Source organism: Sphingopyxis sp. JAI108 (genome assembly GCF_013410105.1).
Lineage (GTDB): Bacteria > Pseudomonadota > Alphaproteobacteria > Sphingomonadales > Sphingomonadaceae > Sphingopyxis > Sphingopyxis chilensis.
Window position 1 is genome coordinate 707,351 of record NZ_JACCCJ010000001.1, and the last position, 24,851, is coordinate 732,201.

General features: G+C 66.9%; 26 protein-coding genes and 1 tRNA gene. 15 read left to right on the forward strand and 12 right to left on the reverse strand.

Features of this window, described 5'->3' with window-relative positions; translation table 11 throughout:
• Positions 1-16 precede the first annotated feature (16 nt).
• From HDC29_RS03325 to HDC29_RS03345, 5 genes are all read left to right on the forward strand, one after another.
• On the forward strand, positions 17-1,465 hold the full coding sequence (locus tag HDC29_RS03325; RefSeq protein ID WP_179494360.1) for a DUF3336 domain-containing protein: 1,449 nt from the start codon (positions 17-19) through the stop codon (positions 1,463-1,465).
• Positions 1,462-2,328: an alpha/beta hydrolase gene (locus HDC29_RS03330; protein WP_179494362.1), complete on the forward strand. Its 867-nt coding sequence runs from the start codon at positions 1,462-1,464 to the stop codon at positions 2,326-2,328. The genes HDC29_RS03325 and HDC29_RS03330 overlap by 4 nt, the downstream gene beginning before the upstream one ends.
• On the forward strand, positions 2,325-3,260 hold the full coding sequence (locus HDC29_RS03335) for an alpha/beta fold hydrolase (RefSeq protein WP_179494364.1): 936 nt from the start codon (positions 2,325-2,327) through the stop codon (positions 3,258-3,260). The genes HDC29_RS03330 and HDC29_RS03335 overlap by 4 nt, the downstream gene beginning before the upstream one ends.
• Positions 3,261-3,422: 162 nt before the next feature.
• Positions 3,423-4,424: an NAD(P)H-dependent glycerol-3-phosphate dehydrogenase gene (locus tag HDC29_RS03340; RefSeq protein WP_179494366.1), complete on the forward strand. Its 1,002-nt coding sequence runs from the start codon at positions 3,423-3,425 to the stop codon at positions 4,422-4,424.
• 120 nt (positions 4,425-4,544) lie between these two features.
• Positions 4,545-4,883, forward strand: coding sequence for a hypothetical protein (locus tag HDC29_RS03345; protein ID WP_179494368.1), 339 nt, complete (start codon positions 4,545-4,547; stop codon positions 4,881-4,883).
• A 97-nt stretch (positions 4,884-4,980) separates the two neighbouring features.
• On the opposite strand, the gene HDC29_RS03350 is transcribed toward HDC29_RS03345, so the two are convergent.
• Complete coding sequence (locus tag HDC29_RS03350; protein WP_306455557.1) at positions 4,981-5,535, reverse strand: TlpA disulfide reductase family protein; 555 nt, start codon at positions 5,533-5,535, stop codon at positions 4,981-4,983.
• 40 nt (positions 5,536-5,575) lie between these two features.
• On the opposite strand from HDC29_RS03350, the gene argH reads away from it, so the two are divergent.
• The 4 genes from argH to HDC29_RS03370 all read left to right on the forward strand — a co-directional run bounded on the left by argH (position 5,576) and on the right by HDC29_RS03370 (position 9,427).
• Positions 5,576-6,979, forward strand: coding sequence for an argininosuccinate lyase (argH, locus tag HDC29_RS03355; protein WP_257018014.1), 1,404 nt, complete (start codon positions 5,576-5,578; stop codon positions 6,977-6,979).
• Positions 6,979-7,230, forward strand: a complete 252-nt coding sequence (locus tag HDC29_RS03360) for a hypothetical protein (RefSeq protein WP_179494372.1) — start codon at positions 6,979-6,981, stop codon at positions 7,228-7,230. The genes argH and HDC29_RS03360 overlap by 1 nt, the downstream gene beginning before the upstream one ends.
• A gap of 140 nt (positions 7,231-7,370) precedes the next feature.
• Positions 7,371-8,636 carry a diaminopimelate decarboxylase gene (lysA, locus tag HDC29_RS03365; RefSeq protein ID WP_179494374.1) on the forward strand — a complete coding sequence of 422 codons (1,266 nt, stop codon included), beginning with the start codon at positions 7,371-7,373 and terminating at the stop codon, positions 8,634-8,636.
• Positions 8,637-8,638: 2 nt separating this feature from the next.
• Positions 8,639-9,427, forward strand: a complete 789-nt coding sequence (locus HDC29_RS03370) for a bifunctional precorrin-2 dehydrogenase/sirohydrochlorin ferrochelatase (protein ID WP_179494376.1) — start codon at positions 8,639-8,641, stop codon at positions 9,425-9,427.
• Positions 9,428-9,452: 25 nt separating this feature from the next.
• Here HDC29_RS03370 and HDC29_RS03375 read toward each other — a convergent pair whose 3' ends face one another.
• The 4 genes from HDC29_RS03375 to HDC29_RS03390 form a co-directional block, all read right to left on the reverse strand.
• Positions 9,453-11,054, reverse strand: coding sequence for an ABC-F family ATP-binding cassette domain-containing protein (locus HDC29_RS03375; protein WP_257018015.1), 1,602 nt, complete (start codon positions 11,052-11,054; stop codon positions 9,453-9,455).
• A gap of 221 nt (positions 11,055-11,275) precedes the next feature.
• Complete coding sequence (locus tag HDC29_RS03380) at positions 11,276-11,695, reverse strand: addiction module antidote protein (protein WP_179494378.1); 420 nt, start codon at positions 11,693-11,695, stop codon at positions 11,276-11,278.
• A 288-nt stretch (positions 11,696-11,983) separates the two neighbouring features.
• Positions 11,984-12,466: a bacterioferritin gene (gene bfr / locus HDC29_RS03385; RefSeq protein WP_037555365.1), complete on the reverse strand. Its 483-nt coding sequence runs from the start codon at positions 12,464-12,466 to the stop codon at positions 11,984-11,986.
• Positions 12,467-12,567: 101 nt separating this feature from the next.
• The gene (locus tag HDC29_RS03390) at positions 12,568-12,741 is read right to left on the reverse strand and encodes a bacterioferritin-associated ferredoxin (RefSeq protein ID WP_081933078.1); all 174 of its coding nucleotides are present in this window, start codon (positions 12,739-12,741) and stop codon (positions 12,568-12,570) included.
• Positions 12,742-12,945: 204 nt separating this feature from the next.
• On the opposite strand from HDC29_RS03390, the gene purS reads away from it, so the two are divergent.
• Together purS and purQ are read left to right on the forward strand one after the other, a co-directional pair.
• A complete protein-coding gene (gene purS / locus HDC29_RS03395; RefSeq protein WP_037513977.1) occupies positions 12,946-13,176 on the forward strand; it encodes a phosphoribosylformylglycinamidine synthase subunit PurS in 231 nt (76 codons plus the stop codon).
• A 14-nt stretch (positions 13,177-13,190) separates the two neighbouring features.
• On the forward strand, positions 13,191-13,856 hold the full coding sequence (gene purQ, locus HDC29_RS03400; RefSeq protein WP_179494380.1) for a phosphoribosylformylglycinamidine synthase subunit PurQ: 666 nt from the start codon (positions 13,191-13,193) through the stop codon (positions 13,854-13,856).
• On the opposite strand, the gene HDC29_RS03405 is transcribed toward purQ, so the two are convergent.
• Positions 13,818-14,195 (reverse strand): hypothetical protein, encoded by a 378-nt coding sequence (locus HDC29_RS03405; RefSeq protein ID WP_179494382.1) that lies wholly within the window; start codon positions 14,193-14,195, stop codon positions 13,818-13,820. The two genes, purQ and HDC29_RS03405, sit on opposite strands and share 39 nt — an antisense overlap.
• 6 nt (positions 14,196-14,201) lie before the next feature.
• Complete coding sequence (locus HDC29_RS03410) at positions 14,202-14,939, reverse strand: queuosine precursor transporter (protein ID WP_179494384.1); 738 nt, start codon at positions 14,937-14,939, stop codon at positions 14,202-14,204.
• A 71-nt stretch (positions 14,940-15,010) separates the two neighbouring features.
• On the opposite strand from HDC29_RS03410, the gene HDC29_RS03415 reads away from it, so the two are divergent.
• Positions 15,011-15,087, forward strand: a tRNA-Arg gene (locus HDC29_RS03415).
• Positions 15,088-15,102: 15 nt separating this feature from the next.
• Here the strand turns inward: HDC29_RS03415 and HDC29_RS03420 are convergent.
• The 5 genes from HDC29_RS03420 to kdpF are packed head-to-tail and all read right to left on the reverse strand — an operon-like array spanning position 15,103 to position 20,252.
• Positions 15,103-15,795, reverse strand: coding sequence for a response regulator (locus HDC29_RS03420; RefSeq protein WP_179494386.1), 693 nt, complete (start codon positions 15,793-15,795; stop codon positions 15,103-15,105).
• Positions 15,796-15,804: 9 nt separating this feature from the next.
• Positions 15,805-16,392, reverse strand: a complete 588-nt coding sequence (gene kdpC / locus HDC29_RS03425; protein ID WP_179494388.1) for a potassium-transporting ATPase subunit KdpC — start codon at positions 16,390-16,392, stop codon at positions 15,805-15,807.
• 10 nt (positions 16,393-16,402) lie between these two features.
• Positions 16,403-18,433 (reverse strand): potassium-transporting ATPase subunit KdpB, encoded by a 2,031-nt coding sequence (gene kdpB / locus HDC29_RS03430; RefSeq protein WP_179494390.1) that lies wholly within the window; start codon positions 18,431-18,433, stop codon positions 16,403-16,405.
• A 12-nt stretch (positions 18,434-18,445) separates the two neighbouring features.
• Entirely contained in the window at positions 18,446-20,149 is a 1,704-nt protein-coding gene (gene kdpA, locus HDC29_RS03435) for a potassium-transporting ATPase subunit KdpA (protein WP_179494393.1), read from the reverse strand.
• A gap of 13 nt (positions 20,150-20,162) precedes the next feature.
• Entirely contained in the window at positions 20,163-20,252 is a 90-nt protein-coding gene (gene kdpF, locus HDC29_RS03440; RefSeq protein WP_179494395.1) for a K(+)-transporting ATPase subunit F, read from the reverse strand.
• A 259-nt stretch (positions 20,253-20,511) separates the two neighbouring features.
• Here kdpF and HDC29_RS03445 point away from each other — a divergent pair, with 259 nt between their 5' ends.
• The 3 genes from HDC29_RS03445 to HDC29_RS03455 all read left to right on the forward strand — a co-directional run bounded on the left by HDC29_RS03445 (position 20,512) and on the right by HDC29_RS03455 (position 24,796).
• Positions 20,512-23,181 carry a sensor histidine kinase KdpD gene (locus tag HDC29_RS03445; RefSeq protein ID WP_179494397.1) on the forward strand — a complete coding sequence of 890 codons (2,670 nt, stop codon included), beginning with the start codon at positions 20,512-20,514 and terminating at the stop codon, positions 23,179-23,181.
• A 149-nt stretch (positions 23,182-23,330) separates the two neighbouring features.
• On the forward strand, positions 23,331-23,807 hold the full coding sequence (locus HDC29_RS03450; RefSeq protein ID WP_179494399.1) for an RNA polymerase sigma factor: 477 nt from the start codon (positions 23,331-23,333) through the stop codon (positions 23,805-23,807).
• A complete protein-coding gene (locus tag HDC29_RS03455; RefSeq protein WP_179494401.1) occupies positions 23,801-24,796 on the forward strand; it encodes a FecR family protein in 996 nt (331 codons plus the stop codon). Before HDC29_RS03450 ends, HDC29_RS03455 begins: the two co-directional genes overlap by 7 nt.
• Positions 24,797-24,851 lie beyond the last annotated feature (55 nt).

A 24,851-nucleotide genomic window follows, 5' to 3' on the forward strand; every position in this document is an offset into this window, starting at 1 on the left:
CTCGCAGGATTACCGAATGCTTTTCACCCCGACGCTCAGCGCCGACCGCGATCTTGTGACCGCGCCCGATTATGCCGCCTGGTCCAAAGCGGCCCGCGACCATGACAGGAAATCGGGGCTGCAAGCGTGGCGCGACGCCGACGAGAGCAAGCATTTCGATTACAAGGCGATCCGCGCCCGCCTCGAAAAGCTCCGCAAGCTGTCGGCGGCGGGGGACGTCAAGGGGCTGCTCTTCGTCCTCAACGAAGGCATCCACGGCAATATCGACGGCATGGGGCACGAGCGCCTCTATCAAAAGGCGCGCTTCGGCACGAAGAAACTGGTCGAGGATTATGTCGCCGAGGTCGTCGACTCATTGGGCAAGATCGCCGCCGCGCGCAGCATCGGCCGCGAGGAAAAGCGCGACTTCTTCCGCCGCGCGCAGCATTGCTACGGCCGTTCGGCGCTGCTGCTCTCGGGTTCGGGCAGTTTCCTCTTCTTCCATATCGGCGTCGTGAAGGCGCTCTGGGAAGAGGGCGTGCTGCCCGCCATCATGTCGGGCGCGAGCGGCGGGTCGATCGTCGCCGCGGTCGTCTGCACGCGCAAGAACGCCGATATCGGCACCTTCCTCGAAAGCCGTCGCCTCGCCAACCCTGGCCGCAATCCGGATCAAAAGCGGCTCGCGCCCGACGAGGTGCGCGACCGCCTCGCCGACCTGATCCCCGATCTCACCTTTCAGGAAGCCTATGAGATCAGCGGCCGCCACCTCAACGTCTCGGTCGCGCCCGCCGAGAAGCATCAGAACGGTCGCCTGCTCAACGCGATTACCGCGCCCAATGTGCTGATCCGCGAGGCCGTGCTCGCGTCGTGCGCGGTGCCCGGCGTCTTCCCGCCCGTGATGCTGATGGCGCGCGACGACAATGGCGCGCGCATCCCCTATCAGCCCGACCGGCGCTGGGTCGACGGGTCGGTGACGCACGACATCCCGACCAAGCGCCTCGAACGCCTTTACGGCGTCAACCATCATATCGTCAGCCAGGCGAACCCGATCGCGCTGCCCTTCGCGACCGACACGCGCAAACAGATGGCGCCGATCGAGGCCATTCAACATGCGTCGATGACGACCTTCAAGGCGTGGCTCAACGCCAATATGGTGATCTTCCAGAAGCCGCTCGAGCTGATCCCGCCGCTCAACAGCATCGCCAATATGGCGCGTTCGGTGATCAACCAGGAATATACCGGCGACATCAACATCATCCGTCCGCCCAAATTCTGGTCGCCCGCGAAGATTCTCTCGGATCTCGGGCAGGACGACATCGACGAGCTGATCGACACCGGCATGCGCACCGCCTGGCCCAAGGTCGAGATGGTCCGCACCCAGACCGCGATCAGCCGCGCGCTCGAAGCGATCCTCGCCAGGATCGACAAGGCGGGCGACGACGGTCCCGGACACCGCAGCGCCGCGCTCAAAAAGGCGGTGCGGTGAGCGCCGACAACGAACCGCTGACGCTGCCGCCGTGGCAGGGCGGCGACGGATCGAACCTCAATGTCACGCGCTGGCTGCCGCAGGGCGACCCGAAGGCGGTGGTGCTGCTCGCACACGGCTATGCCGAACATGCCGGGCGCTATGGCTATGTCGCGGCGCGGCTGACCGCTGCGGGCTATGCCGTTTACGCAATCGACCATTGGGGGCATGGCAAGTCGAGCGGAACGATGGGGTTCGTCCCCGCCTTTTCATTCTATATCGACGGAATGGCGGCGCTGATCGCGCGGGTGCGCGAGGCGTGGCCGGGCAAGCCGCGGCTGCTGCTCGGACACAGCATGGGCGGACTGATCGCGGCCTTGCTGCTGCTCGCGCATCAGCGCGACTTCGCCGCCGCGGCGCTGTCGGGGCCGGCGATCCTGACCGCGAAACCGCCATCAAGACTGACCGTCTGGATCAGCCGTTTCCTCTCGCGATATTTCCCGCGTGCCGGGGTCATGGCGCTCGATCCCACCGGGGTCAGCCGCGACCCGGCGGTGGTTGCCGCCTATCTCGCCGACCCCTTCGTCCATAGCGGCAAGATGAGCGCGCGGCTCGCGGCGGAGATGTTCGACGCGATGGCGACGGCGCGCGACCGGGCGCGGGAGATCGGCCTGCCGCTGCTGCTCCAGCACGGCGCCGAGGACCGGCTTACCGCGCCCGAAGGATCGCGCTTCCTGTTCGATCATGTCGCCTCGGCCGACAAGCGGCTCGAAATCTATCCCGGCCTGTTCCACGAAATCTACAACGAGCCCGAACGCGATGCGGTGCTGGGCGACCTGATCGACTGGTTCGACGCGCATGTGAAGGAACAGGGTGCAGCATGAAAATCCTCCTTGTCCTGATTTTCGCGCCGCTCATTTCGCTCGCTCTGCTCTATTTCCTCTTCCCCGAACAGCTAGTGCAATTGATGCGCTGGCTGATGCGCCGCCGTGCGCGGGTTGTGCGCAGGACGGTGGTCGTCGACGGCCGAAAATGGCCCTATCTGGAGGGCGGCGACCCGTCGAAGCCGACGCTCGTGATGGTCCACGGCTTCGGCGCCGACAAGGATCACTGGACTTTCTACGCGCCCTGGTTGACGCGCGACTATCACCTGATCGCGCCCGACCTGCCGGGGTTCGGCGAGAATGACCGCGACGGCGAGTTGCCCTTCGACGTGAGCAGCCAGGCGGCACGGCTCAAGGCGTTTCTGGGTGCGCTCGGCATCGACCGACCGCACCTCGGCGGCAACAGCATGGGCGGCTGGATCGCGCTGCGCTTTGCGATCGATTATCCCGACGCGCTGCGCACGCTGACGCTCATGAACAATGCCGGCATCCTCGGCGCGAATGAAAGCGAGCTGCAAAGGCTCGCGGCCGACCGCGACTATAATCCGCTGGTGCTCGCCAATCTTGAGGACGCTGACCGGCTGATCGCCTTCGTCGTGCACAAGCCGACGCGCGTTCCCGCGCGGCTCAAGCCCGTGATCTATGCCGATGCGCTGCGGCATCGCGACCTGCTCGACAAGATTTTCTGGGTCATCGCCGACGAGATGGAGGAAAAGCCGCTCAACGACGAACTCGGCCAGGTGACGGTGTCGACGCTGATTATCTGGGGCCGCCACGACAAGCTGATCGACGTCAGCTGCGTCGCGGTGCTCGAAAACGGTATCGCGAACAGCCGCAGCCATATCTTCGAACATGTCGCGCACGTGCCGATGATGGAGGACCCGAAAGCCACGGCAGAAATCCAGCGCGCGTTCCTGGCGGAGCATCCCTGAGGATTCGCCAGCCCGGACTTGATCCGGCATCCATGACGCCGATGCGGTGGTGGATCTCGTATCAAGCGTGTCCTGAGCCTGTCGAAGGGTCCGGGCTGACGATGGATGGCTTGCCAACCCCCCAATCCCGCGTCACTCTCCCGCAAAACAGGGGAGAGATATATGCGCCTCAAAGTGGGCCTGCTCGGCGGGGGGAGCTGGGGCACGACGGTCGCGGCGCTGGTGTCGCGCAACGCGCCGATCACGCTGTGGGCGCGCGACGCCGGGACCGTCGGCGACATCAATACGCATAACGAGAACCGCAAATATCTGCCCGGCATCAAGCTGCCGCCCGCGCTCCGCGCGACCCATGATATGGCCGACGTCGTCGCGGGCGCCGATGTTCTCGTCATGGGGGTCCCTTCGCACAGCTTTCGCTCGGTGCTCGAAGAGGCGCGGGGCCACATTCGCCCGTGGGTCCCGGTCATCAGCCTGACCAAGGGGCTTGAGCTCGCCTCGGGCAAACGCATGACCGAATTGATCGAGGAAGTGCTGCCGGGCCATCCCGTCGGGGTCCTCACCGGCCCGAACCTCGCGCGCGAGATCATGACGGGGCAAGCGGCGGCGAGCGTCCTGTCGATGGAGGACGAGATCGTCGTCCGCGCGCTCCAGCCCGTTTTCCACTCGGGGCTTTTCCGCGTTTATACCAACACCGACCTCCTGGGCTGCGAACTCGGCGGGGTGCTCAAGAATATCATCGCGATCGCGGTCGGCATGGGCGACGGGCTGGGCGCCGGCGACAACACTCGCGCCGGGCTGATGACGCGCGGGCTCGCCGAGATCACGCGGCTCGGGGTGGCGATGGGCGGACGGCCAGAAACTTTCGCAGGGTTGACCGGGATGGGCGACCTCATCGCGACGTGCACCAGCCCCTTGTCGCGCAACCGCCATGTCGGGGTCGAGCTGGGCAAGGGGCGCCCGATCGATCAGGTCATCGCGGGGATGAACATGGTCGCCGAAGGCGTGAAGAGCGCACCGACGGTGATGGCGCTCGCCGACAAATATCGTCTCGACATGCCGATTGCGCGCGACGTGTTCGATGTGACGCAGGGCCGGCGCAGCGCGATGGAGGTGTTCCGCGGCCTCCTCAAATCCAGCGTCGGCGACGAGGCGCATCCCGGCTGAAATCCGTCTGTTTGGGCGATTTTCACCACGAAACGTGCCGAATCATCGTCGAATTGGGAATAAAAGGCGCCGCTCCTTCGTTTCTTCTCCTGTCCAACAGGATCCAGAAGGAGACGAAAAATGAAAAAATGGACGACGCTGGCGATGCTTGCTGCTCTCCCCGCCACGGCCGCGGTAGCCGCCGTTCCCTATCATTCCATGCCCCCGGGCTTCGAAGCCCCGCGCATCCGCACCGCCCCGATCGCGGGCGTCGTGAACCAATATTGGTATAATTACAAAGCCGACATCCTTGAGGCCGAGAAGGAATTGAGAAGCGACCTTCATCGCGCGACCGACCGCGAAGACCGCTGGGACGCGTGGGATGAATGGACGGTCGAAGTCGTCGATGCCGACAAGGATTATGTGAAGGAAATGCGCGAGAAGGGCTATCGCAGCGGCCGCGTGACGGTCGGCGGTTAAGCCAAAACCTTTTCCCGAGCCCTGCTCGGGTCGCAGGGAAGGGCGGGTGTCATGGGGCACCCGCCCTTCTTTTATCGTCCAGAAATTTGCTGGCGGGTCAGACGCCACCCTCGGCCAGCAGCGTGGTGGCTTCCTTGCCCTGCCAGTCGATCGCGCCGACGACGCGCCACAATTCGCGCCCTTCGGCGTCATAGAAGATGCTTGTCGGCAGCGCGCTGTTCGCGGCATCCAGCAGGCCGTTCTCGGGATCGAGATAGGGCTGCAGCGCCTTCAGCCCCGCCTTCTGGAACCAGGGGTCGACCACCGCGGCGCCCTGCAGGTCCTGCGCGACCGCGATAACCGTCATCTTGCCGCCGCTCTTCGCCGCGAGCGCGTCGAGCGTCGGCATCTCGGCGACGCACGGCGCGCACCATGTCGCCCACAGATTGACGAGCAGGGGACGCCCACGAAACGCCGCCAGCGTCACCGCCGCGTCGTCGGGGCCGCGAAACGCCGCTGCGGGCGCCGCCGCGCCCTTGTGGCTGCGGTCGACTATATATTCGAATGCGCCGACGCCCTTCGCTTGGCCTGCCGAAACATTTGCTTGGCCTTGCCCCGCTTGCTCACCGCCGGGCTTTTCCCTATCGCAGCCCGCGATTGATCCGGCCAGCAACAGGCCAAGGATCGCAAGCGATGGGTTCGGGACGCGACGGATGGCGAATACTCCTGACAGCAACAGCATGTGGGGCGGCCGCTTCGGTGGCGGACCCGCTGCGATCATGCAAGAGATTAACGCATCGATTCCCGTCGACAAGCGCCTGTGGGAAGAAGATATCGCCGCCAGCCGCGCGCACGCCGCGATGCTGGGCGCGACCGGAATCATCGCCGCGGAGGACGCGGTCGTCATCGATCGCGGGCTGGCGCAAATCGTCGAGGAATTCGCGCGTGACGGCGTTCCGGTCGACCTCGCGCTCGAAGATATCCACATGACGGTAGAGGCACGGCTGAAGGAACTGGTCGGCGAGCCCGCCGGCCGTCTCCACACCGCGCGCTCGCGCAACGACCAGGTCGCGACCGACTTCCGCCTGTGGACCCGCACCGCATGCGAGCGCATCGACGCCGGGCTGGCGGCGATCCAGTCGGCGCTCCTCGCGCGCGCCGACGAGCATGCCGACAGCATCATGCCGGGTTTCACGCATTTGCAGGTCGCACAGCCGGTCACCCTCGGCCATCACCTGCTCGCCTATGTCGAGATGTTCGCCCGCGACCGGTCGCGCTTCGCCGATGCGCGCCGCCGCCTCAACGAATCGCCGCTCGGCGCCGCTGCACTCGCGGGGACCAGCTTCCCGCTCGATCGCGATGCGACGGCGTCGGCGCTCGGCTTCGACCGCCCGATGGCGAACAGCATCGATGCGGTCTCCGACCGGGACTTTGCGCTGGAATTCTGTGCGTCGGCGTCGATCGCCGCGATCCACCTGTCGCGCCTCGCCGAGGAAGTGGTGATCTGGGCGAGCCAGCCCTTCGGCTTCATCAGCCTGCCCGACGCCTGGTCGACCGGCAGCTCGATCATGCCGCAAAAGCGCAACCCCGACGCCGCCGAACTGGTGCGCGGGCGCGCGGGGATGCTGCTCGGCGCATTCCAGCGGCTGGCGGTGATCGTGAAGGGGCTGCCGCTCACCTATTCCAAGGATCTGCAGGACGACAAGGAGACGGTGTTCGGCGCTTTCGACGCACTCGCGCTGTCGCTCGCCGCGATGACGGGAATGGTCGAAACGCTGACTTTCCGGACCGACCGGATGCGCGCGCTCGCCGCGTCGGGCTATTCGACCGCGACCGATCTTGCCGACTGGCTGGTGCGCGAAAATGGCTTGCCGTTCCGCGAGGCGCATCATGTCGTCGGCGCCTGTGTGAAGCGCGCCGAGGAACTCGACGTCGAGCTGTCGGCGCTGCCCGCGGCCGACGCCGCCGCGATCCACGCGGCGGTCACGCCCGACGTGCTTGCCGCGCTCACGGTCGAAGCTTCGGTCGCCAGTCGCGTGAGCTATGGCGGCACGGCGCCCGAACGGGTAAGGCAGGCCGTCGCCACGGCTCGCGCGGCGCTCGAAGGGACGAATTGATGGCGAAGCACCACCTCGTCATGGCAACATTCGCTGCAACCGCGCTGCTCGGCGCGTGCGGCAGCAAGGAAGATCTGAAGCCCGTGGCGGGCCAGCCCGCCCCGGTCATTCCCGTCGGCGCGACCCGCGCCCCGACCACGGAGGAGCTTACGACGCCTGACGCGCAGGCCCGGCCCGCGCGCAGCGACGAACTTCTCAAACGATCCGAACAACGCGAAACCGACGATTTCGACTTGCCGCCTCCGGGCTGACTTTCGAATTTTCGGGCCGCTTCCCTTTTCCGTTCGTGCTGAGCTTGTCGAAGCACTGTCCTTCCTGGACCCCGGAAAAAGGAAGAACGGCCCTTCGACAAGCTCAGGGCGAGCGGTCTTTGAAGATTAGGATCTGATGCATGGACCATTTTGAACTTCGTGACGGCGTGATGCACGCCGAAGACATTCCGTTGCCGCGTATCGCCGAGGAAATCGGCACCCCCGTCTATGTCTATTCGCGCGCGACGCTCGAACGCCATGCGCGGGTGTTTCGCGACGCGCTGAAGGATATTCCGCGCAAGCACATCGCCTTCGCGATCAAGTGCAATCCCAATCTCGGCGTGCTGCGCGTCCTTGCGCGGCAGGGCTATGGCGCCGACGTCGTCTCGGGCGGTGAACTCGAACGCGCGCTCGCCGCGGGCATGGCCCCCGAGGACATCGTCTTTTCGGGCGTCGGCAAGACGCGCGCCGAGCTGGCGCAGGGGCTCGACCGCGGCATCGGCCAGTTCAACATCGAGCATGAGCCCGAGAGCGTCGCGCTCGCCGAAATCGCCGCGCGCAAGGACATGACGGCGCCCGCGGTGCTGCGCGTCAATCCCGATGTCGATGCGGGCACCCACGCGAAGATCTCGACCGGCAAGGCCGAAAACAAGTTCGGCGTCGGCATCGACGCCGCGCCCGAAATCTTCGGCCGCCTGTCGGCGCTGCCGGGGCTCAACCTGCGCGGCATCGCGGTTCATATCGGCAGCCAGCTTACCAGCCTCGCTCCGTTCGAGGCGGCGTTCAAGCGCGTCGGCCAACTCGTCGCCGACCTCCGCGCCGCCGGACACAGCATCACCCATGTCGACCTGGGCGGCGGGCTCGGCGTGCCGTATCGGGCGGGTGACAATATCCTTCCGCCGTCGCCGGCCGATTATGGCGCGATGGTCGCGCGGGTCACGCGCGACTGGGACGTCACGCTGATGTTCGAGCCCGGCCGGGTTATCGCGGGTAATTCGGGGATTTTGCTGACCGAGGTGTTGTGGGTCAAGCCCGGCGCAATCCACCCCTTTGTGATCGTCGACGCCGCGATGAACGATCTCGCGCGGCCTGCGCTTTATGATGCCTGGCACGATTTCGCCGCGGTGAAGCCGTCGGGCGAGACGATGACCGCCTCGATCGTCGGCCCGGTCTGCGAAACCGGCGACACTTTTGCGCGCGACCGGCTGGTCGACAAGGTCGAGTCGGGCGACCTCGCGGTCTTCCGCAGTGCGGGGGCCTATGGCGCGACGATGGCGTCGACGTACAATAGCCGCAGCCTCGTTCCCGAGGTGCTCGTCGACGGCGACCGCTATGTCGTCGTCGCCGACCGCATCGCCGCCGGCACGATCATGGCCGCCGAACGCGTGCCCGACTGGATCGACTGACGATGGAGCAGCTTCCCATCTTCCTGAACGTCGCCGGCCGCACGGTCGTGCTGGTCGGGAAGGGGGAGGCTGCCGATGCGAAGGCGCGGCTGATCAGCCGCGCCGGCGGGCGGATCGTTCCCGAGTGGGAGAGCGGCGCGACGATCGCGTTCGTCGCGCTCGACGACGAAGCCGAAGCGCGCGCTGCCGCCGAAGGGCTGCGCGCGCGCGGACTGCTCGTCAACGTCGTCGATCGCCCCGATCTTTGCGATTTCACCACCCCCGCGATCGTCGACCGCGCGCCAGTGACGATCGCGATCGGCACCGGCGGTGCATCGGCGGGGCTCGCGAAAGCGATCCGGCAACGCATCGAAGCCTTGCTGCCCGCGCGGCTCGGCGCGCTCGCCTCGGTGCTACAGGCCGCGCGGCTCCCGATGAAGGCGCGCTGGCCCGACGCCGCCGATCGTCGCCGCGCGATCGACGCCGCGCTCGCGGCTGGCGGCGCGCTCGATCCGCTCGGCACCGATGCGGCCGACCGAGTCGACATCTGGCTTGCGGGGATGCTGCCCGACCGGCCCTCGCGCGTCGAGGTGATCGTGCTGGCCAGCGCCAGCCCCGACGACCTCACCCTTCGCGCCGCGCGCCTGCTTGGCGAGGCCGATCATGTCTTTCACGCCGCGGCGGTTCCCCCGGCCATCCTCGACCGCGCCCGTGCCGATGCCGCGCATCACATCGCGGCCGCGCCGCCCGTCGATCCGCCCCCCGGACTGACGCTCTGGATCGATATGCCGATGATCCCGTCCGGCGGGTAGGGCTGAGGCCGACGCGGTTCCCGACCTATTCGACGCCCAGCTCGATCGCCCGATCCACCCCGATCGCGTCCAGAAATGCGCTGTCATGGCTGACCACGAGCAGCGCGCCATCATAGGCGGCAAGGCCTGTTTCGACGGCGTTGAGCGATTCGACGTCGAGATGGTTGCCGGGCTCGTCGAGGATCAGCAGTTGCGGCGGCTGCGGCGCGCCGAGGACGCAGGCGAGGCCGGCGCGGAGCATCTGGCCACCGCTGAGCGTGCCGGCGATGCGGTCGGCGGCGTCGGCGCGAAAACGGAAGCGCGCGAGCGCGGCGCGACACTGGTTGTTCGTCGTCCCGGGATTGCGCGCGAGAAAATTGTCCGCGATCGAGCGCGCGGGGTCGAGCAAGGTGACCCGCTGGTCGAACAGCGCGAACGGCACGCCGACGCGCACCGTCCCCGACCAGGGCACGAGCGTCCCGGCGATGAGCGCGAGCAGCGTCGATTTTCCCGAGCCGTTGGGGCCGGTGATCGCGACGCGCTCGGGGCCGGCAAGAGTGAGCGACAGATCCTTGATGACCGGCCGGTTCGGGACGTAGCCGGCGCTCACGCGGTCGAGTTCGAGAACCGTGCGCGATGCGGGCAGGCCGGTCGAAGGCAGGCCGACCGACAGCGGATCGACGACCTCGATCTTGCCGCGCGCGGCTTCGCGCGCCTGCTCCGCGTCGGTGCGCTGGCGTTCGGCGAGGCGCCGGTTGGCGCCGACGCTTTCCTCGGCGCGGCGCTTGAGCGTCCCGAGCAGGATCGCGGGCTCGTCACCGCGCGCTGCCTTGCGGCGGCCGCCGGCGTCGCGGCGCGCCTGCCGCTCGGCAGTGACCTGCGCCTGACGCCGCACACGGCCGAGTTCCTTTTCGGCGTCCGCGAGTTCGACCTCGATCGCCGCCTGCTCGATGTCCTTGCGCGCACGATAGGCGCTCCAGCCGCCGCCATAGCGTGTGGCGCCGAGCGGGGTGAGTTCGACGATCGCGTCCATTTCCTCGAGCAGTTCGCGGTCGTGGCTGACCACGATCGCGCCGCCGCGCCAGCCGGCGAGAAGATCGCGCACCGCCCGGCGTCCTTCGCGGTCGAGATTGTTCGTCGGCTCATCGAGCAGAAGGAAGTCGGGCGCGGCGAACATCGCGCCGGCGAGCGCGGCGCGGGTGCGCTGGCCTCCCGAAAGCGCCGCGAGCGGGGTGTCGGCGGGAAGCGGCAGGCCGACGGCGGCGAGTGCCGCGTCGATTCGCGCTTCGAGCGTCCAGTCGGCATCGCCGATCTCCTCGACGCTGGCCTCGCCCGCTTCGGCCCTGCGCAGCAAGGCGAGGGCGCCGCGCGCGCCGAACAGGTCGGCAATGCTTTCGCCCGCCGCGACCTGCACCGTTTGGCGCAGCATCGCGATGCCGCCATTCGCCGATATGCTGCCCGTCGTGGGCGAAAGCTCGCCGGTCAGCAGGCGCAACAGTGTCGATTTGCCGACGCCGTTGCGCCCGACGAGGCCGGTGCGTTCGCGCTGGAAATGGAGATCGAGGCCCGAAAGGACGGCGCGGCCGTCAGGCGTGGACCAGCCGAGGTTGGCGAGAGTGATCGATGGAGAGAGGGGAGACATGGACATGGACTTTCCTGGCGGCAAGGCGGGGCGGCGTTGCGGTCAGATTGTTGTCCATGGCGAAAGTCTCCGTTGATTGAACGGCCAATGTAGGACGGCGGGCGCTCCGGTGCAAATTTTTGACGTCCGGCCATTCGCGACGGCGTTGAGGCGATGGATTTGGTGTCGAGTCCGGAATGACGAAGTTGGGATAGGCGATCGTCCGCTCACCACCTCAAAATCGACGATTACACCGGCCCCGGCGCGCGGGCGCGGATGAAGTTTTCGAGGGCCACGAACAACATCTCGCGGGCGTCGCTGCCGAGCATCTCGGCGGTCAGCCAGTCGAAATGGACGCGGTCGCGGCGCGCGGCGGCGCCGACGATCGCGGCGAGTAGCGCTTCGTCGAAGCTGATGCGCGGGCAGCAGGGCGGGGCGACCGCGAAGGGTTCGGGCCAGACATGGCCGATTGCCTCGACCACCAGGCGGTAGCGCCGCGCCGCGAGGATATTGCCCCAGCGGCGTTCGAGCTCGGGCATCGGGTCGCGCTCGCCCCGGCGGCAGAGGATGCAGTAGCGCAGCGCCAGGACGGCCTGCGCGGCTTCGACCGACAAATCGCGCACGAGCGGCTGTTCGGATAATTGGCGGATCAGCTCGCTGCTTTGCATGAGGTTCGTTTCTCCCGTCCCATGCAGTTCCCCCGTCCGCTTTGCCTCGTCGGGAAAAAGATGCCGGCCGCTTATGACGCAGCTTGAAGTTGCAGCGGCCGGCAGGAGGGGACTGCTCTACCTTGCTATTGAGAATTAGTCGCAAATACAAGCAAAAAAAGAGGCGCCCGAAAGCGCCCCTGAAAACTGCGGTTTATCCTGTTATGCCATCCCACCGAAGGCCGGAATCTCAACCCGCGATCATGTCGCGAGGTCAAAATCCCGCTGCGAAGGGATGACAGATTCGGTTCAATCGTCGCCGGCGGGCTTCGACTGAAGCTGGATGTAATTTTCGATGCCCATGCGCTCGATCATCTCGAACTGCTTTTCGAGCTCGTCGACATGATGTTCCTCGCTTTCGAGGATGTCGGCGAACAGGTCGCGGCTGACATAGTCGCGCACGCTTTCGCAATGGGCGATCGCGTCCTTGAGCAGCGGGATCGCTTCTTCCTCGACCGCGAGATCGGCCTTCAGGATTTCCTCGACCGTTTCGCCGACGCGCAGGCGGCCGAGCAGCTGGAAATTGGGGAGGCCGCCAAGAAAGAGGATGCGATCGGCGAGCTTGTCGGCGTGCTTCATCTCGTCGATCGACTCTTCGCGCTCGAACGCGGCGAGGCGCGCGACGCCCCAATTGTCGAGCATGCGATAGTGCAGCCAGTATTGGTTGATCGCGGTCAGCTCGTTCTTGAGCGCCTCGTTGAGGAAATCGATGACTTTTTCGTCGCCCTTCATGGTGTCTGTCCTGTCATTTCGTCTTGGGAATGGAGTGGGCGCATTATAGGCGTCCCGGCCCCATCAGGCCAAGGTCAAAAATGGCGGAAAACCAAGAAAAATCAGGCGGTCGCGGCGGCGTCGCTGATGATATTGCGAGCGAATGACAGGCACTGTCCGCACTTGGGTTTGCGACCCAATTGCGCATAGGCCGCCTTGGCGCACCGCAATTGGCCGCTCCGCGCGACATCGCGCAGCTGGCTTTCCCTTATTGCGTTGCAGACACAAACGACCATGTGCGAATCCTTCTCAACAAGTTTGATTTAGGGATAGTGCGAGAGATTCGCAACAGGAAAGATGCGAGTGGTTCGCAGTCCGAACAGGCCTGTTTTTCGCGCGCGCGGCGCTTGCCCGTCGCGCCCGCTCCCCCTTGCCCCCGAAGTGATTCGCGGGCATAGGCGCGCCCATCTTCCCGCCCTTCCAGCAAAAGGTCCCTCCCCATGAAAGTGAATGTCTATGTGACGCTCAAGCCGGGGGTGCTCGACCCGCAGGGCAAGGCGATCCATCATGCGCTCGAAGGGCTGGGCTTTGGCGGCGTCGCCGACGTGCGCGCGGGGCGCTTCATCGAACTCGACGTCGCCGACGGCACGAGCGACGCCGATCTCGACGCGATGTGCGCCAAGCTGCTCGCCAACACGGTGATCGAAAACTACCGCATCGAACGCCCGTAAGAAGGAACGCCATCATGAAGACCGCCGTCATCGTCTTTCCGGGTTCCAACTGCGATCGCGACATGGCGGTCGCGCTGGAGCAGGTGACCGGCGCCAAGCCCGCAATGGTGTGGCACCGCGAGAGCGACCTGCCCGAGGGTGTCGACTTCATCGCGCTGCCCGGCGGCTTCTCCTATGGCGATTACCTGCGTTCGGGGGCGATGGCGGCGCGCTCGCCGATCCTGCGCGCGGTCTCCGACGCCGCGGCGCGCGGCGTGCCGGTGCTCGGCGTGTGCAACGGTTTCCAGGTGCTGACCGAGGCGCAACTGCTGCCCGGCGCGCTGATGCGCAACGCGGGGCTCAACTTCGTGTGCCGCACCGTGGCGCTGACCGTCGAGAACAGCCAATCGCTGTTCACCGCGGGCTATCAGGCGGGTGAGACGATCGACATTCCCGTTGCGCACCATGACGGCAATTATTTCGCCGATGACGAAACGCTCAAGCGGGTCGAGGGCGAGGGGCGCATCGCGTTCCGCTATGCCGACGCGGTTAACGGATCGGCGCGCAACATCGCGGGGGTGCTCAATGGAGCGGGCAATGTGCTCGGCATGATGCCGCACCCCGAACGCGCGATCGACCGCGCGCACGGCGGCACCGACGGGCTACGCCTGTTCGAGGCGGCGCTCGGCGTTATCGCCTAGTCCGGCCGTGCCGGGCCGCGGCTGCAGCCAGCGTCCGACGATCAGCAGGACCGTCGGCCAGAACATCGTGTTCCAGATATCGTGCCAGTGCGCGGCGTCGGGCTGGATCGTGGAATTGCTATGTTCGGCGGTCAGGTCGAGCCATTCGCCGCCGCAGGCCATCGCCAGCACGGCAAGCCACGCCGCGATCCAGCCGCCGCGACCGCGCCAAGCGAGCCGCACCGCGAGAAATAGCGTCATGCCGAAATAGATGTGCAGCGCATCCTTATCGAGACCGGTCGCCTCGATAACCGACAGCTTTCGCGCCTCGAAGAGCGAGGCGATTTCGATCAGGGTCATGCGGGATCAGACTTTGGCGCCAAAGGGGTTGAAGTCGGTGCCTTCGTCGAACACGTCGACACCTTCGCGCCGTTTCAACGCGCCGACGACGACATAGGTTACGGGCGTCAGCGCGGCTTCCCACAAAGTCTTGATCAGCCATTGCGAGAGCACGACCTGATAAAGCTGTTCGGGCGGCCAACCGGCCAGGCCGTAAAAGGCGAGCGGATAGAAAATGAGGCTGTCGAGACCCTGGCCGACCACCGTCGAGCCGATCGTTCGCATCCAGAGGAAGCGCCCGCGCGTCCACAATTTCATCCGCGCAAGGACATAGCTGTTGGCGAACTCGCCCGCCCAGAAGGCGATCATCGAGGCGAGGACGATGCGCCAGCTGTTGCCGAAGACGAACTCGTAGCTTGCCTGCCCGGGCCAGCCGTCGGCGGGCGGCAGCGCGACGACGACCCACGCCATGAACGCCATGAAGGCCAGCGCTGCGAAGCCCGTCCAGATCACCCGGCGCGCGCGGGCGTAGCCATAGACCTCGGTCAGCACGTCGCCGATGATGTAGCTGATCGGGAAAAAGAGGACACCCGCGCCGAACGCCCATTCGCTCCCGTCCGGCAGGACGACATAGCTCGGCTTCGATGCCCCGATGATGTTCGACAGCAGCAGGATGGCGACGAACGCCGCCATCACGAGGTCATAATAGCGGAAATGCCGCACCGTGGCGGCATTGACGGCGGCGGGCGGGACAGACTCGGTCATCGCGTCGTTGCTTAACCCGCTTTGCGGCGGGCGCAAACCGCGCTATTCGCCGCGACGCACAGCCGTGCCGCGCGCCCGTAGCTCAGCTGGATAGAGCACCCGCCTTCTAAGCGGGTGGTCGCAGGTTCGAATCCTGCCGGGCGCGCCATTCCCATGCCGGGCTTCAAGTCCGAAGGCGGTAGCCCACCGCAAGTTCGTTGATGATCAGCCTGGGTTGTGAAGGGTCGGCTTCCAGCTTTTGGCGTAAACCGCGTATCGCGATCCGAAGATATTCGACGCGATCGGTTTGGGCCGGCCCCCAAACCGATTTCAACAGCTGCGAATGGCTCAGCACGCGGTCCGGACGACGTGCAAGCTCGGCAAGGACGGCATATTCCTTGGGTGTCAGATGGATTTCCGCCCCATCGCGCAGAACCCGGCGGTACTCGAGATCGATGCGCACGGATCCGGCGTCGATGATAGCCGACGCTTCGTCTGCGGTCCCGGTGCGCTGGTGACGCAGCGCGGTTCGAATGCGCGCGAGCAGCTCTTCGGTATCGAAGGGCTTGGTGACGTAATCGTCGGCGCCGAGGTCGAGCGCTGCGACCTTTTCCGCGCTGTCTTCGCGTGCCGAAACCACGATCAGCGTCGCGGCGGAGCGAAGCCGCATCGGTTCGATCAGTTCGAGCCCGTCGCGATCGGGCAAGCCCAGGTCGAGCAGCACGACGTCGGGGTGTTCGATGTCGAGCAGCGCGAGTGCCTGCCGCGCATCGGCCGCCTCGACCGCTTCGTGGCCGGCGCGCTGCAGTGTCGCCTTCAGCAGGCGGCGGATATGCGCATCGTCCTCGACGATCAGGATTTTGGCGGCCGGTGACACGCCAGCGTCTTACGGCTGCCGAAGCCCGCCGTCGAGCGCGCGATTGAGCAGCAGGACGTTGACGCGCGGTTCGCCGAGGACGCCGAGCAGCGGTTTCTCGATCGCCTGTTCGACGCGGTCGCGGACGGCCGCTTCGGGCACCCCGCGCGCCGCGGCGACCCGGCCGACCTGCGAAAAAGCCGCCTCGGGGCTGATGTGGGGGTCCAGCCCCGAGGCGGAGGTCGTCACCAGGTCGGGCGGGACAGGGCGGCCCGGTGCCGTTTGGGAAAGGGTGGCGACGTCGGCGGCGACGCGGTCGGCGAGCGCCTGGCTGGCGGGACCGAGGTTCGAGCCCGACGAGGCGCTGGCGTCATAGCCGTCGGCGCCGGCTGCCGAGGGACGGCCGTGGAAATAGGCGGCGCTCGCGAATTTCTGGCCGATCAGTTCCGAGCCGACGACGCGGCCCTCGTCGCGGATGAGGCTGCCGTTCGCCTGCGCCGGGAACAGCGCCTGACCGACGCCGGTGAGCGCGAGCGGATAGGCGATGCCGAGCAGCAGCGCGAAGAGCAGGGTCAGCACCAGCGCGGGGCGGACGGCGGATTTGAGGTCGGAAAGCATGGGCTTGTCCTTAAGCGAGGTGGAGGGAGGAGACGGCGAGGTCGATCAGCTTGATGCCCACGAAGGGCGCGACGAGCCCGCCGAGGCCATAGACCGACAGGTTGCGCGCGAGCAGCGGTCCCGCGGGCATCGGCCTGTAGCGCACGCCCTTGAGCGCGAGCGGGACGAGGCAGGGGATGATCAGCGCGTTGAAGATGATCGCCGACAGTACCGCGCTTTCGGGCGTCGCGAGCCCCATGACGTTGAGCACGCCGAGCCCGGGATAGAGGACGACGAAGATCGCCGGGATGATCGCGAAATATTTGGCGACGTCGTTGGCGACCGAAAAAGTGGTAAGCGCGCCGCGCGTCATCAGGAGCTGCTTGCCGAGCCCGACAACCTCGATCAGTTTCGTCGGGTCGCTGTCGAGGTCGACCATATTGCCCGCCTCGCGCGCCGCCTGCGTCCCCGTGTTCATCGCCACGCCGACATCGGCCTGCGCGAGCGCAGGCGCGTCGTTGGTGCCGTCGCCGCACATCGCGACGAGGCGGCCTTCACCCTGTTCGCGGCGGATCAGGGCGAGCTTGTCCTCGGGAGTCGCTTCGGCGAGAAAATCATCGACCCCGGCCTCGGCGGCGATCGCGGCGGCGGTGAGCGGGTTGTCGCCGGTGATCATCACCGTGCGGATGCCCATCTTGCGAAGCTCGCCGAACCGTTCGCGCACCCCGGCCTTGACGATGTCCTTGAGGTGGATGGCGCCGAGCAGCCGGCCGCCGCGGATCACCGCGAGCGGGGTGCCCCCGGCGCGCGCGATCTCGTCGGTGATGCGGCGTAGTTCCTGCACCGCGGGCGCGCTTTCGTCCTGCGGATGCGCCTTCAGCACCGAATCGACCGCGCCCTTGTGGATCGTCACGCCGGCGACGGTGACGCCCGACAGCCGCGTCTGCGCCGTGAACGGGATGACGTCCGACCCGGCGGGGAGCGCCGCGACGCGGATCGCATAGCGTTCGCGCGCGAGAGCCACGATCGAGCGCCCCTCGGGGGTTTCGTCGGCGAGGCTCGCGAGCAGCGCCGCTTCGGCGAGCGCGTCGATCTCGATGCCCGAGAGCGCGCGGAATTCGCTCGCCTGGCGGTCGCCGATGGTGATCGTGCCGGTCTTGTCGAGCAGCAGCACATCGACGTCGCCCGCCGCCTCGACCGCGCGGCCCGACTTGGCGAGCACGTTGAAGCGCACGAGCCGGTCCATGCCCGCGATGCCGATCGCCGACAGCAGCGCCGCGATGGTGGTCGGGATCAGCGTGATGAGCAATGCGGCGAGCAAAGCGATGGGGATCGCGCCGCCCGCATAGGAAGCGAAGGCGGGGATGGTCGATACGGCGATGAGGAAGATGATCGTCAGCCCGACGAGAAGGATGGTGAGTGCGATCTCGTTCGGGGTCTTGCGGCGTTCGGCGCCCTCGACGAGCGCGATCATGCGATCGAGGAAGCCCTGGCCGGGTTCAGCGGTGACGCGCACCTTGATGCGGTCCGAAATGACGCGCGTGCCCGCGGTCACCGCCGATCGGTCGCCGCCCGCCTCGCGGATCACCGGCGCGCTTTCGCCGGTGATCGCGGCCTCGTTGACCGAGGCTACCCCCTCGATCACCTCGCCGTCGGCGGGGATCAGGTCGCCGGTTTCGACGAGGACGATCTCGTCCTTTTCGATCTGGCTGGCGGGGACGATCTCGTAAGTGTCGCCGACGCCGAGCATCAGCTTGGCCTTGAGTTCGGCCTTGGTGGCGCGCAGCGACGCTGCCTGCGCCCGCCCGCGCCCTTCGGCCAGCGCCTCGGCGAAGGTGCCGAAGAGCACCGTGAGCCAGAGCCACAGGACGAGCTGGACCTGGAACCCCGTCGACAGGCCGGGCTCGCCGAGGAGGAGGAGCAGGGTGAGCAACGCCGCGACGGTCGCGGTGACGAACATCACCGGATTGCGCGCGAGGTCGCGGGGTTTGAGCTTCTTCACCGCGTCGCGCATCGCGGGGACGAGGAGCGCGGCGCTGAACATCGAGGTTGGTGCGGTCATGATCGTGATCCGTCAGAAGAGCTGGCCGCCGGTCACCGCGAGATGATCGGCGATCGGGCCAAGCGCGAGGCTGGGAAGGAAGGTGAGGCCGCCGAGGATCAGGATGATCCCGACGAGCAGGCCGATCCACAGGCCCCCGGTGGTGGGGAACGAGCCGCTCGACGCCGGGACATGGCGCTTGGCGGCGAGGCTGCCGGCGATGGCGAGCGCGGGAACGATCACGAAGAAGCGCCCGAGCCACATCGCGATACCGAGCAGGCCGTTGTAGAAGGGGGTGCCCGCGCTCAGCCCCGCGAAGGCCGAGCCATTGTTGCCGGCGGCCGAACTGAATCCGTAGAGGATTTCCGAAAAGCCGTGCGGGCCCTTGTTGAGCGGCCCCGCCAGACCGGCGGGCATCACGCTGGCCAGGGCAGTGAAGCCGAGGATGACGAGCGGCAGCACCGCGATCGCGAGCACCGCGAGCTTGACCTCGCGCGCCTCGATCTTCTTGCCGACATATTCGGGGGTCCGCCCGACCATGAGGCCCGCGACGAACACCGCGAGGATCGCGAAGAGCAGGAAGCCATAGATGCCCGCGCCGACCCCGCCGACGACGACCTCGCCAAGCTGGATGTTGAACAGCGGGACGAGCCCGCCCAGAGCGGTGAAGCTGTCATGCATCGCGTTGACCGCGCCGCACGAGGCGGCGGTGGTGACCGTGGCGAACAGCGCCGAGGCGGCGATGCCGAAGCGCACCTCCTTGCCCTCCATATTGCCGCCGAGGGCGCCGAGCTGGTGGAGGACAGGATTGCCCGCGGCTTCCTGCCAATAGGCGACCGAGACGCCGGCGACGAACAATATGCCCATCGCGGCGAGGATCGCCCAGCCTTGGCGCGTGTCCCCGACGGCCTTGCCGAAGCACCAGGTCAGCCCGACGCCGATCGAAAAGATCGACAGCATCTGGACGAAATTGGTGAGCGCGGTGGGGTTCTCGAACGGATGCGCGCTGTTGGCGTTGAAGAAGCCGCCGCCGTTGGTGCCGAGCATCTTGATCGCTTCCTGGCTCGCGACGGGGCCGAGCGCGATCGTCTGCCGGACCCCTTCGAGCGTCGTCGCATCGACCGACCCGGCGAGCGTCTGCGGAACGCCGCTGGCGATGAGGAAGATCGCATAGACGATGCAGATGGGGAGCAGGAGATAAAGAGTGACGCGCGTCGTATCGGCCCAGAAATTGCCGATCGTCTTCGTCTCGCGCCGCGCAAAACCGCGGAACAGCGCGAAGGCGATCGCGATGCCGGTCGCCGCGGAGAGGAAATTCTGGATGGTGAGGCCCAGCATTTGCGACAGGTTCGACAGCGCCGCCTCGCCCGAATACCATTGCCAGTTGGTGTTGGTGGTAAAGCTGACCGCGGTGTTGAACGCGCCGTCGGCGGCGATTGCGCCATATTCCTGCGGATTGCCTGGGAGCACGCCCTGGAGGCGGAGCACCGCATAGGTGAAGAGCAGCAGCGCGAGGTTGAAGAGCAGCATGTGGAGCGCGTAGCGCCGCCAGCCCTGTTCCTCCTCGGGGTCGATCCCCGCGAGGCGATAGAAGCCGCGCTCGACTGGACCGAGCAGGCGGTGGAGCGGCGTCGAGCGCCCTTCATAGAGCGCGAACAGCCATTGCCCCATCGGCTTGGCGAGCGCGGCGGTGAGGGTGACGAAGAGCAGGATCAGTGCCCAGCCGGAATAGGTCATGGCGTTTCTCCCGTCAGAACCGCTCGGGGCGCAGCAGCGCGACGAGCAGATAGGCGAGCAGGGCGGCGGCGGTGAGGCCGGCGAGGAGCATCGGCGTGGTCATCGGCGTCACGCCCGCTCGCACAGGCGTGCATAGCCGAGCGTCAGCGCGAACAGCGCGCCGAGCAGGGCAAGCCACAAAAGGTCGGACATAGGAGTCTCCGGCGAAATCCCGCCAAGGTTGCGGGCTGGTTGGGATGTGGCGCCGGCTACGCCCCTTCGCCGTAAAGTTTCGCGGGCGAATTTTCCGGTTCGCATAAAGTTTCCATAAAGTCGGAGGCTATGGCGTGGCGCGGCGTCGCACGCTCGGCTAAGCAGCGGCGATGCCGCCCGCCGCCCCGCCCACCGACAAAAGACCGTCGCCCGACGCGCTGCTGCGTCAGGCGAAGCTGGAGGAACGCGGCCGGCTCAAGATTTTCCTCGGCGCCGCGCCCGGCGTCGGCAAAACCTATGCAATGCTCACCGAAGGCGCTGCGCTCGCGCGCGAGGGCGCCGACGTCGTCGTCGCCGTCGTCGAAACGCACGGCCGCGCCGAAACCGAAGCCTTGCTGGACGGCATGGAGGTGCTCCCGCGGCGCGAGATCGACTATCGCGGCCACCGCCTCGGCGAAATGGATCTCGACGCGGTGCTGCGCCGCAGGCCCGCGCTCGCGCTCGTCGACGAATATGCGCACAGCAATGTCGAGGGCGGCCGCCACCCCAAGCGCTGGCAGGATATCGACGAACTGCTCGCCGCCGGCATCGACGTCTATACGACGCTCAACATCCAGCATGTCGAAAGCCTCAACGACGTGGTCGCCAGCTTCACGCGCGTTCGCGTGCGTGAAACGGTGCCCGACAGCGTGTTCGAGGGCGCCGAGATCAAGATCGTCGACCTGCCGCCCGACGAACTCATCGAGCGGCTGAAGGACGGCAAGGTTTATGTGCCGCAGGAGGCGAGCCGTGCGCTCGGCCACTTCTTCTCGAAGCCAAACCTGTCGGCGCTGCGCGAAATGGCGCTGCGCCGCGCCGCGCTGAGCGTCGATCGACAGATGCTGCACGACCTCGACGCGACGGGGCTTGCCGGCACCTATGCCGCGGGCGAGCGCATCCTCGTCGCGATCAGCGAACAGCCGGGCGCCGACGCGCTGGTCCGCACCGCCAAGCGGCTCGCCGACGGGCTCAATGCCCCGTGGACGGTCGTCCATATCGAAACCCCGCGCAGCGAGACATTCGGCGACGAGGCGCGGCGTCGTATCGCCGCCTCGCTCGCGCTCGCCGCGACCCTCGGTGCGACGATCGCAACCGTGCCGTCCGAAAACGTCATCGCCGGGCTCCGCGGGCAGATCGAGGCGCTGCGCGCGACGCAGCTCGTCATCGGTCGCTCGCAGCGCAGCTGGTGGTTCGAACTGCGCCACGGGTCGGTGGTCGAGGCGCTGATCCGCGAGGCGAGCGGGCTGGCGGTGCATGTCATCCCGTCGCCCGAAGCCGCAACCGCCCGCCACGGCCGCGAAGGATGGGCGCGCGGGTGGGGGCGGCCGGGGCATTATGCCGCCGCGCTGCTGCTGATCGCCGCAACGACTGGGGCTGCAAAGCTCAGCGAGCGCTGGATCGGGACCGGAGCGGTCGACCTGCTCTATCTGGTTCCGGTCATCATCGCGGCAACGCTCTATGGGCTCCGCCCCGCGCTGTTCGCCAGCATCGTCGCGGCGCTGGCGTTCAACTTCTTCTTCCTCGAGCCGCGCCATACCTTCACCATCGCCGACCCGCAGAGCGTGCTCACGATGCTGCTCCTCACCGGGGTCGCGGCGGTGACCAGCAATCTTGCCGGGCGCCTTAGGACGCGGGCGCGGATCGGCGTGCGCAGCGCGCAGGAAAACGCGTCGCTCGCGGCCTTCGCGCAGATTCTCGCGCGCGCCTCCGACCGCGAAACCACCGCCGCGGTCACTTGCGACGAAGTCTCACGCCTGCTTGGCGTGCGCAGCGTCCTCCTCGCCGATCGGGATGGCCTGCTCCGCCCGCTCGTGGCGCGGCCGGCCGATGCGGCCATGTCGCCCGTCGATCAGGCGGCGGCCGAATGGGCGTGGACAAGCGGCGAGCCCGCGGGGCGCGGTACTAGCACGCTCGTCGCGTCCGACTGGCAGTTCCATCCCCTGAAAACCGGGCTCGGGGTGCTCGCCGTGCTCGGCGTCGCGAGCGAGGACGGCGGCGATCCCGTTTCGCCGGGCCAGGCGGCGCTGCTGTCGACGCTGGTCGGCCAAGCCGCGCTAGCGCACGAAAGGCTGCATCTCGAGGACGAAATGCGCAGCCTCTCGGTCCTCGAAGAACGCGACCGATTGCGTGCCGCGCTGCTCTCGTCGATCGGCCACGACCTCCGAACGCCGCTAACGGGCGTCACCGCGGCGATCGAGGCGCTGGCGGGCGAGCATCCCGATGCCGCCGCGCTCCCCGTCGCGCGGGCCGAAGTGTCGCGCCTGCGCCGCTTTCTCGACAATCTTGTCGAACTGGTGCGGCTTGACGCGGGGGGCGTCCGTCTCGACCTGACCCCGGTCGACCTGACCGACGTCGTCGCGGCGGTGGTCCACGACCTCAAAGACCCGCTGCGCGGGCATCATATCGACTTCCAGGTTCCCGCCGGCCTGCCGCTGGTCCGTGTCGACGAACGGCTGCTCCATCATATCCTTCTCAACCTCCTCGCCAACGCGATCCAGCATGGCGGAAATGACGGGCCCATCGGCATCATCGGACGCCGAACCCCCGATGCCGTCACCTTGACGATCCGTGATCGGGGGCCGGGGCTGGAGCCGGGAACGGAACGGTCGATTTTCGACACCTTCGCGCAGGGCAAGGGCGGCGACCGACACGGCGGCAGCGGTCTGGGGCTCGCGATCGCAAAGGGATTTGCAGACGCGTTGAACGTCGGCATCGCCGCGGCCAATCATCCCGAAGGCGGCGGTGCCTTCACCCTCACTTTTCCCAATGAATTGATCGCTGCCGCGACCGACTCATCCTGAGCGTTCCTCCTTCGGTCTGCTCCTGGCCAGGGGCTGCGACCCGCAACCGGCCAGACGTCGCGGGCGGGTCGCCGGGAACGGCTTTGCAACCGATGTCGGAAAATGCCACCTCGTTCGTCTGAAGGAAGAGAAGGTAATTCGGGAGCGCCATGTCGAGCCTCGCTGATATGTTGGCAAAAGCCCGGCGGGCGGTGATGCGGCGTGGCGTTCCCGCAGAGGACGCGGATGAACTGGTGCACGACGCTTTCGTCAAGGTCGAGCAATATGAACAAGCCCATAGGGCGGAATCGAAGGAGGCCCTGCTGGTGACGGCGGCGGTGAATCTTTCGATCGATCGCGCGCGCAAAAAGCGCCGGTCGCCCTTTGCCGAGCACGACAATATCGAGTCGATCGCCGACGGCACACCCGACCCGCAGCAGATTGTCGAGGAGCGCGCGCGTCTGGCGCATGCCGCCCGCGGCCTCGATCAACTGCCCGAACGAACGCGGCGTATCTTGCTGAAACGCCGGCTTGAGAACCTGCCCTTCGCCGAAATCGCCCGGTCGGAAGATATGTCCGTCGCGGCGGTCGAAAAGCAGGTCGCGCGTGCAACACTGCAGCTCATGAAGTGGATGGAGCAATGGTGAGCCGGCCGGGCCCATCCGAGCGGACGGCGGCCGAAGCGGCGGCCTGGCTCGCGCGTCTCGAATCGACCGGTCGGACGGAGGCCACCGAGGCGGGGCTGCGCGCCTGGCTCGATGCCGATGCCAGCCATCGCGGAGCGTTCGAGAAGGCGATGGACCTTTGGGCGATCCTGCCCGGCGCCGCTGCGCTGCGCGACGGCCGCGACATTGGCGCCGAGCCGCTGCCCGATAATCGCGGCATGACGCGCGGGCGCGCCCGATCGCTGGCGCTCGCCCTGTCTTTCCTCATCGTGGCACTGGTGTCGGGATGGTGGTTCACGGGGCAGCCGACCGGATATGCGACGGCTGTCGGTGAGCAAAAGGTGGCGACGCTGGAGGACGGCACGCGGATTGCGCTCAACACCGATACGCACCTGAGCGTCCGCTATGAGGAGCGGGCGCGCAATGTGGTCATGGAAGACGGCGAGGCGATGTTCGAGGTCGCGCGCAATCCGGCGCGGCCCTTCGTCGTCAAGGCGGGGAACAAGAGCGTCACCGCCATCGGCACGAGCTTCATCGTAAGGAAGACGGGAAATGCCGTCACCGTGACGCTGATTTCCGGAAAGGTCAGGGTCGACACCTATTCCTCTCCGGTCGGCGCCCGCCCCGTTCAATCGACGCTGCTGGCGCCCGGCGAACGCTTCGCAGCCGCGGTCGACGCCGCCGCGATGGTGACGCCGGTATCGTCCGAGGCGGCGACGGCGTGGCGGCGCGGGCAGGTGATGTTCAACGACACGCCGCTGTCGGCGGCGGTCGCCGAGCTTAACCGCTATGGCGGACCGCAGGTCGACATCGCCGATCCCCGGCTTGGCGCGCTGACGGTGTCGGGGGTCTTCGCAACCAACGATACGGCGGAGTTTGCCGATGCGGTGGCCGCGCTCCATGGCCTCAACGTCGATCGCGATGCGGGCCGCATCAGCCTTGAACGCCAAGGGGCTGCCCCTCGCGAATGAACGTTTCGCTTAAATCGATGAAATCCGTAACAATATTTCGCTCGGCGGATCGCGC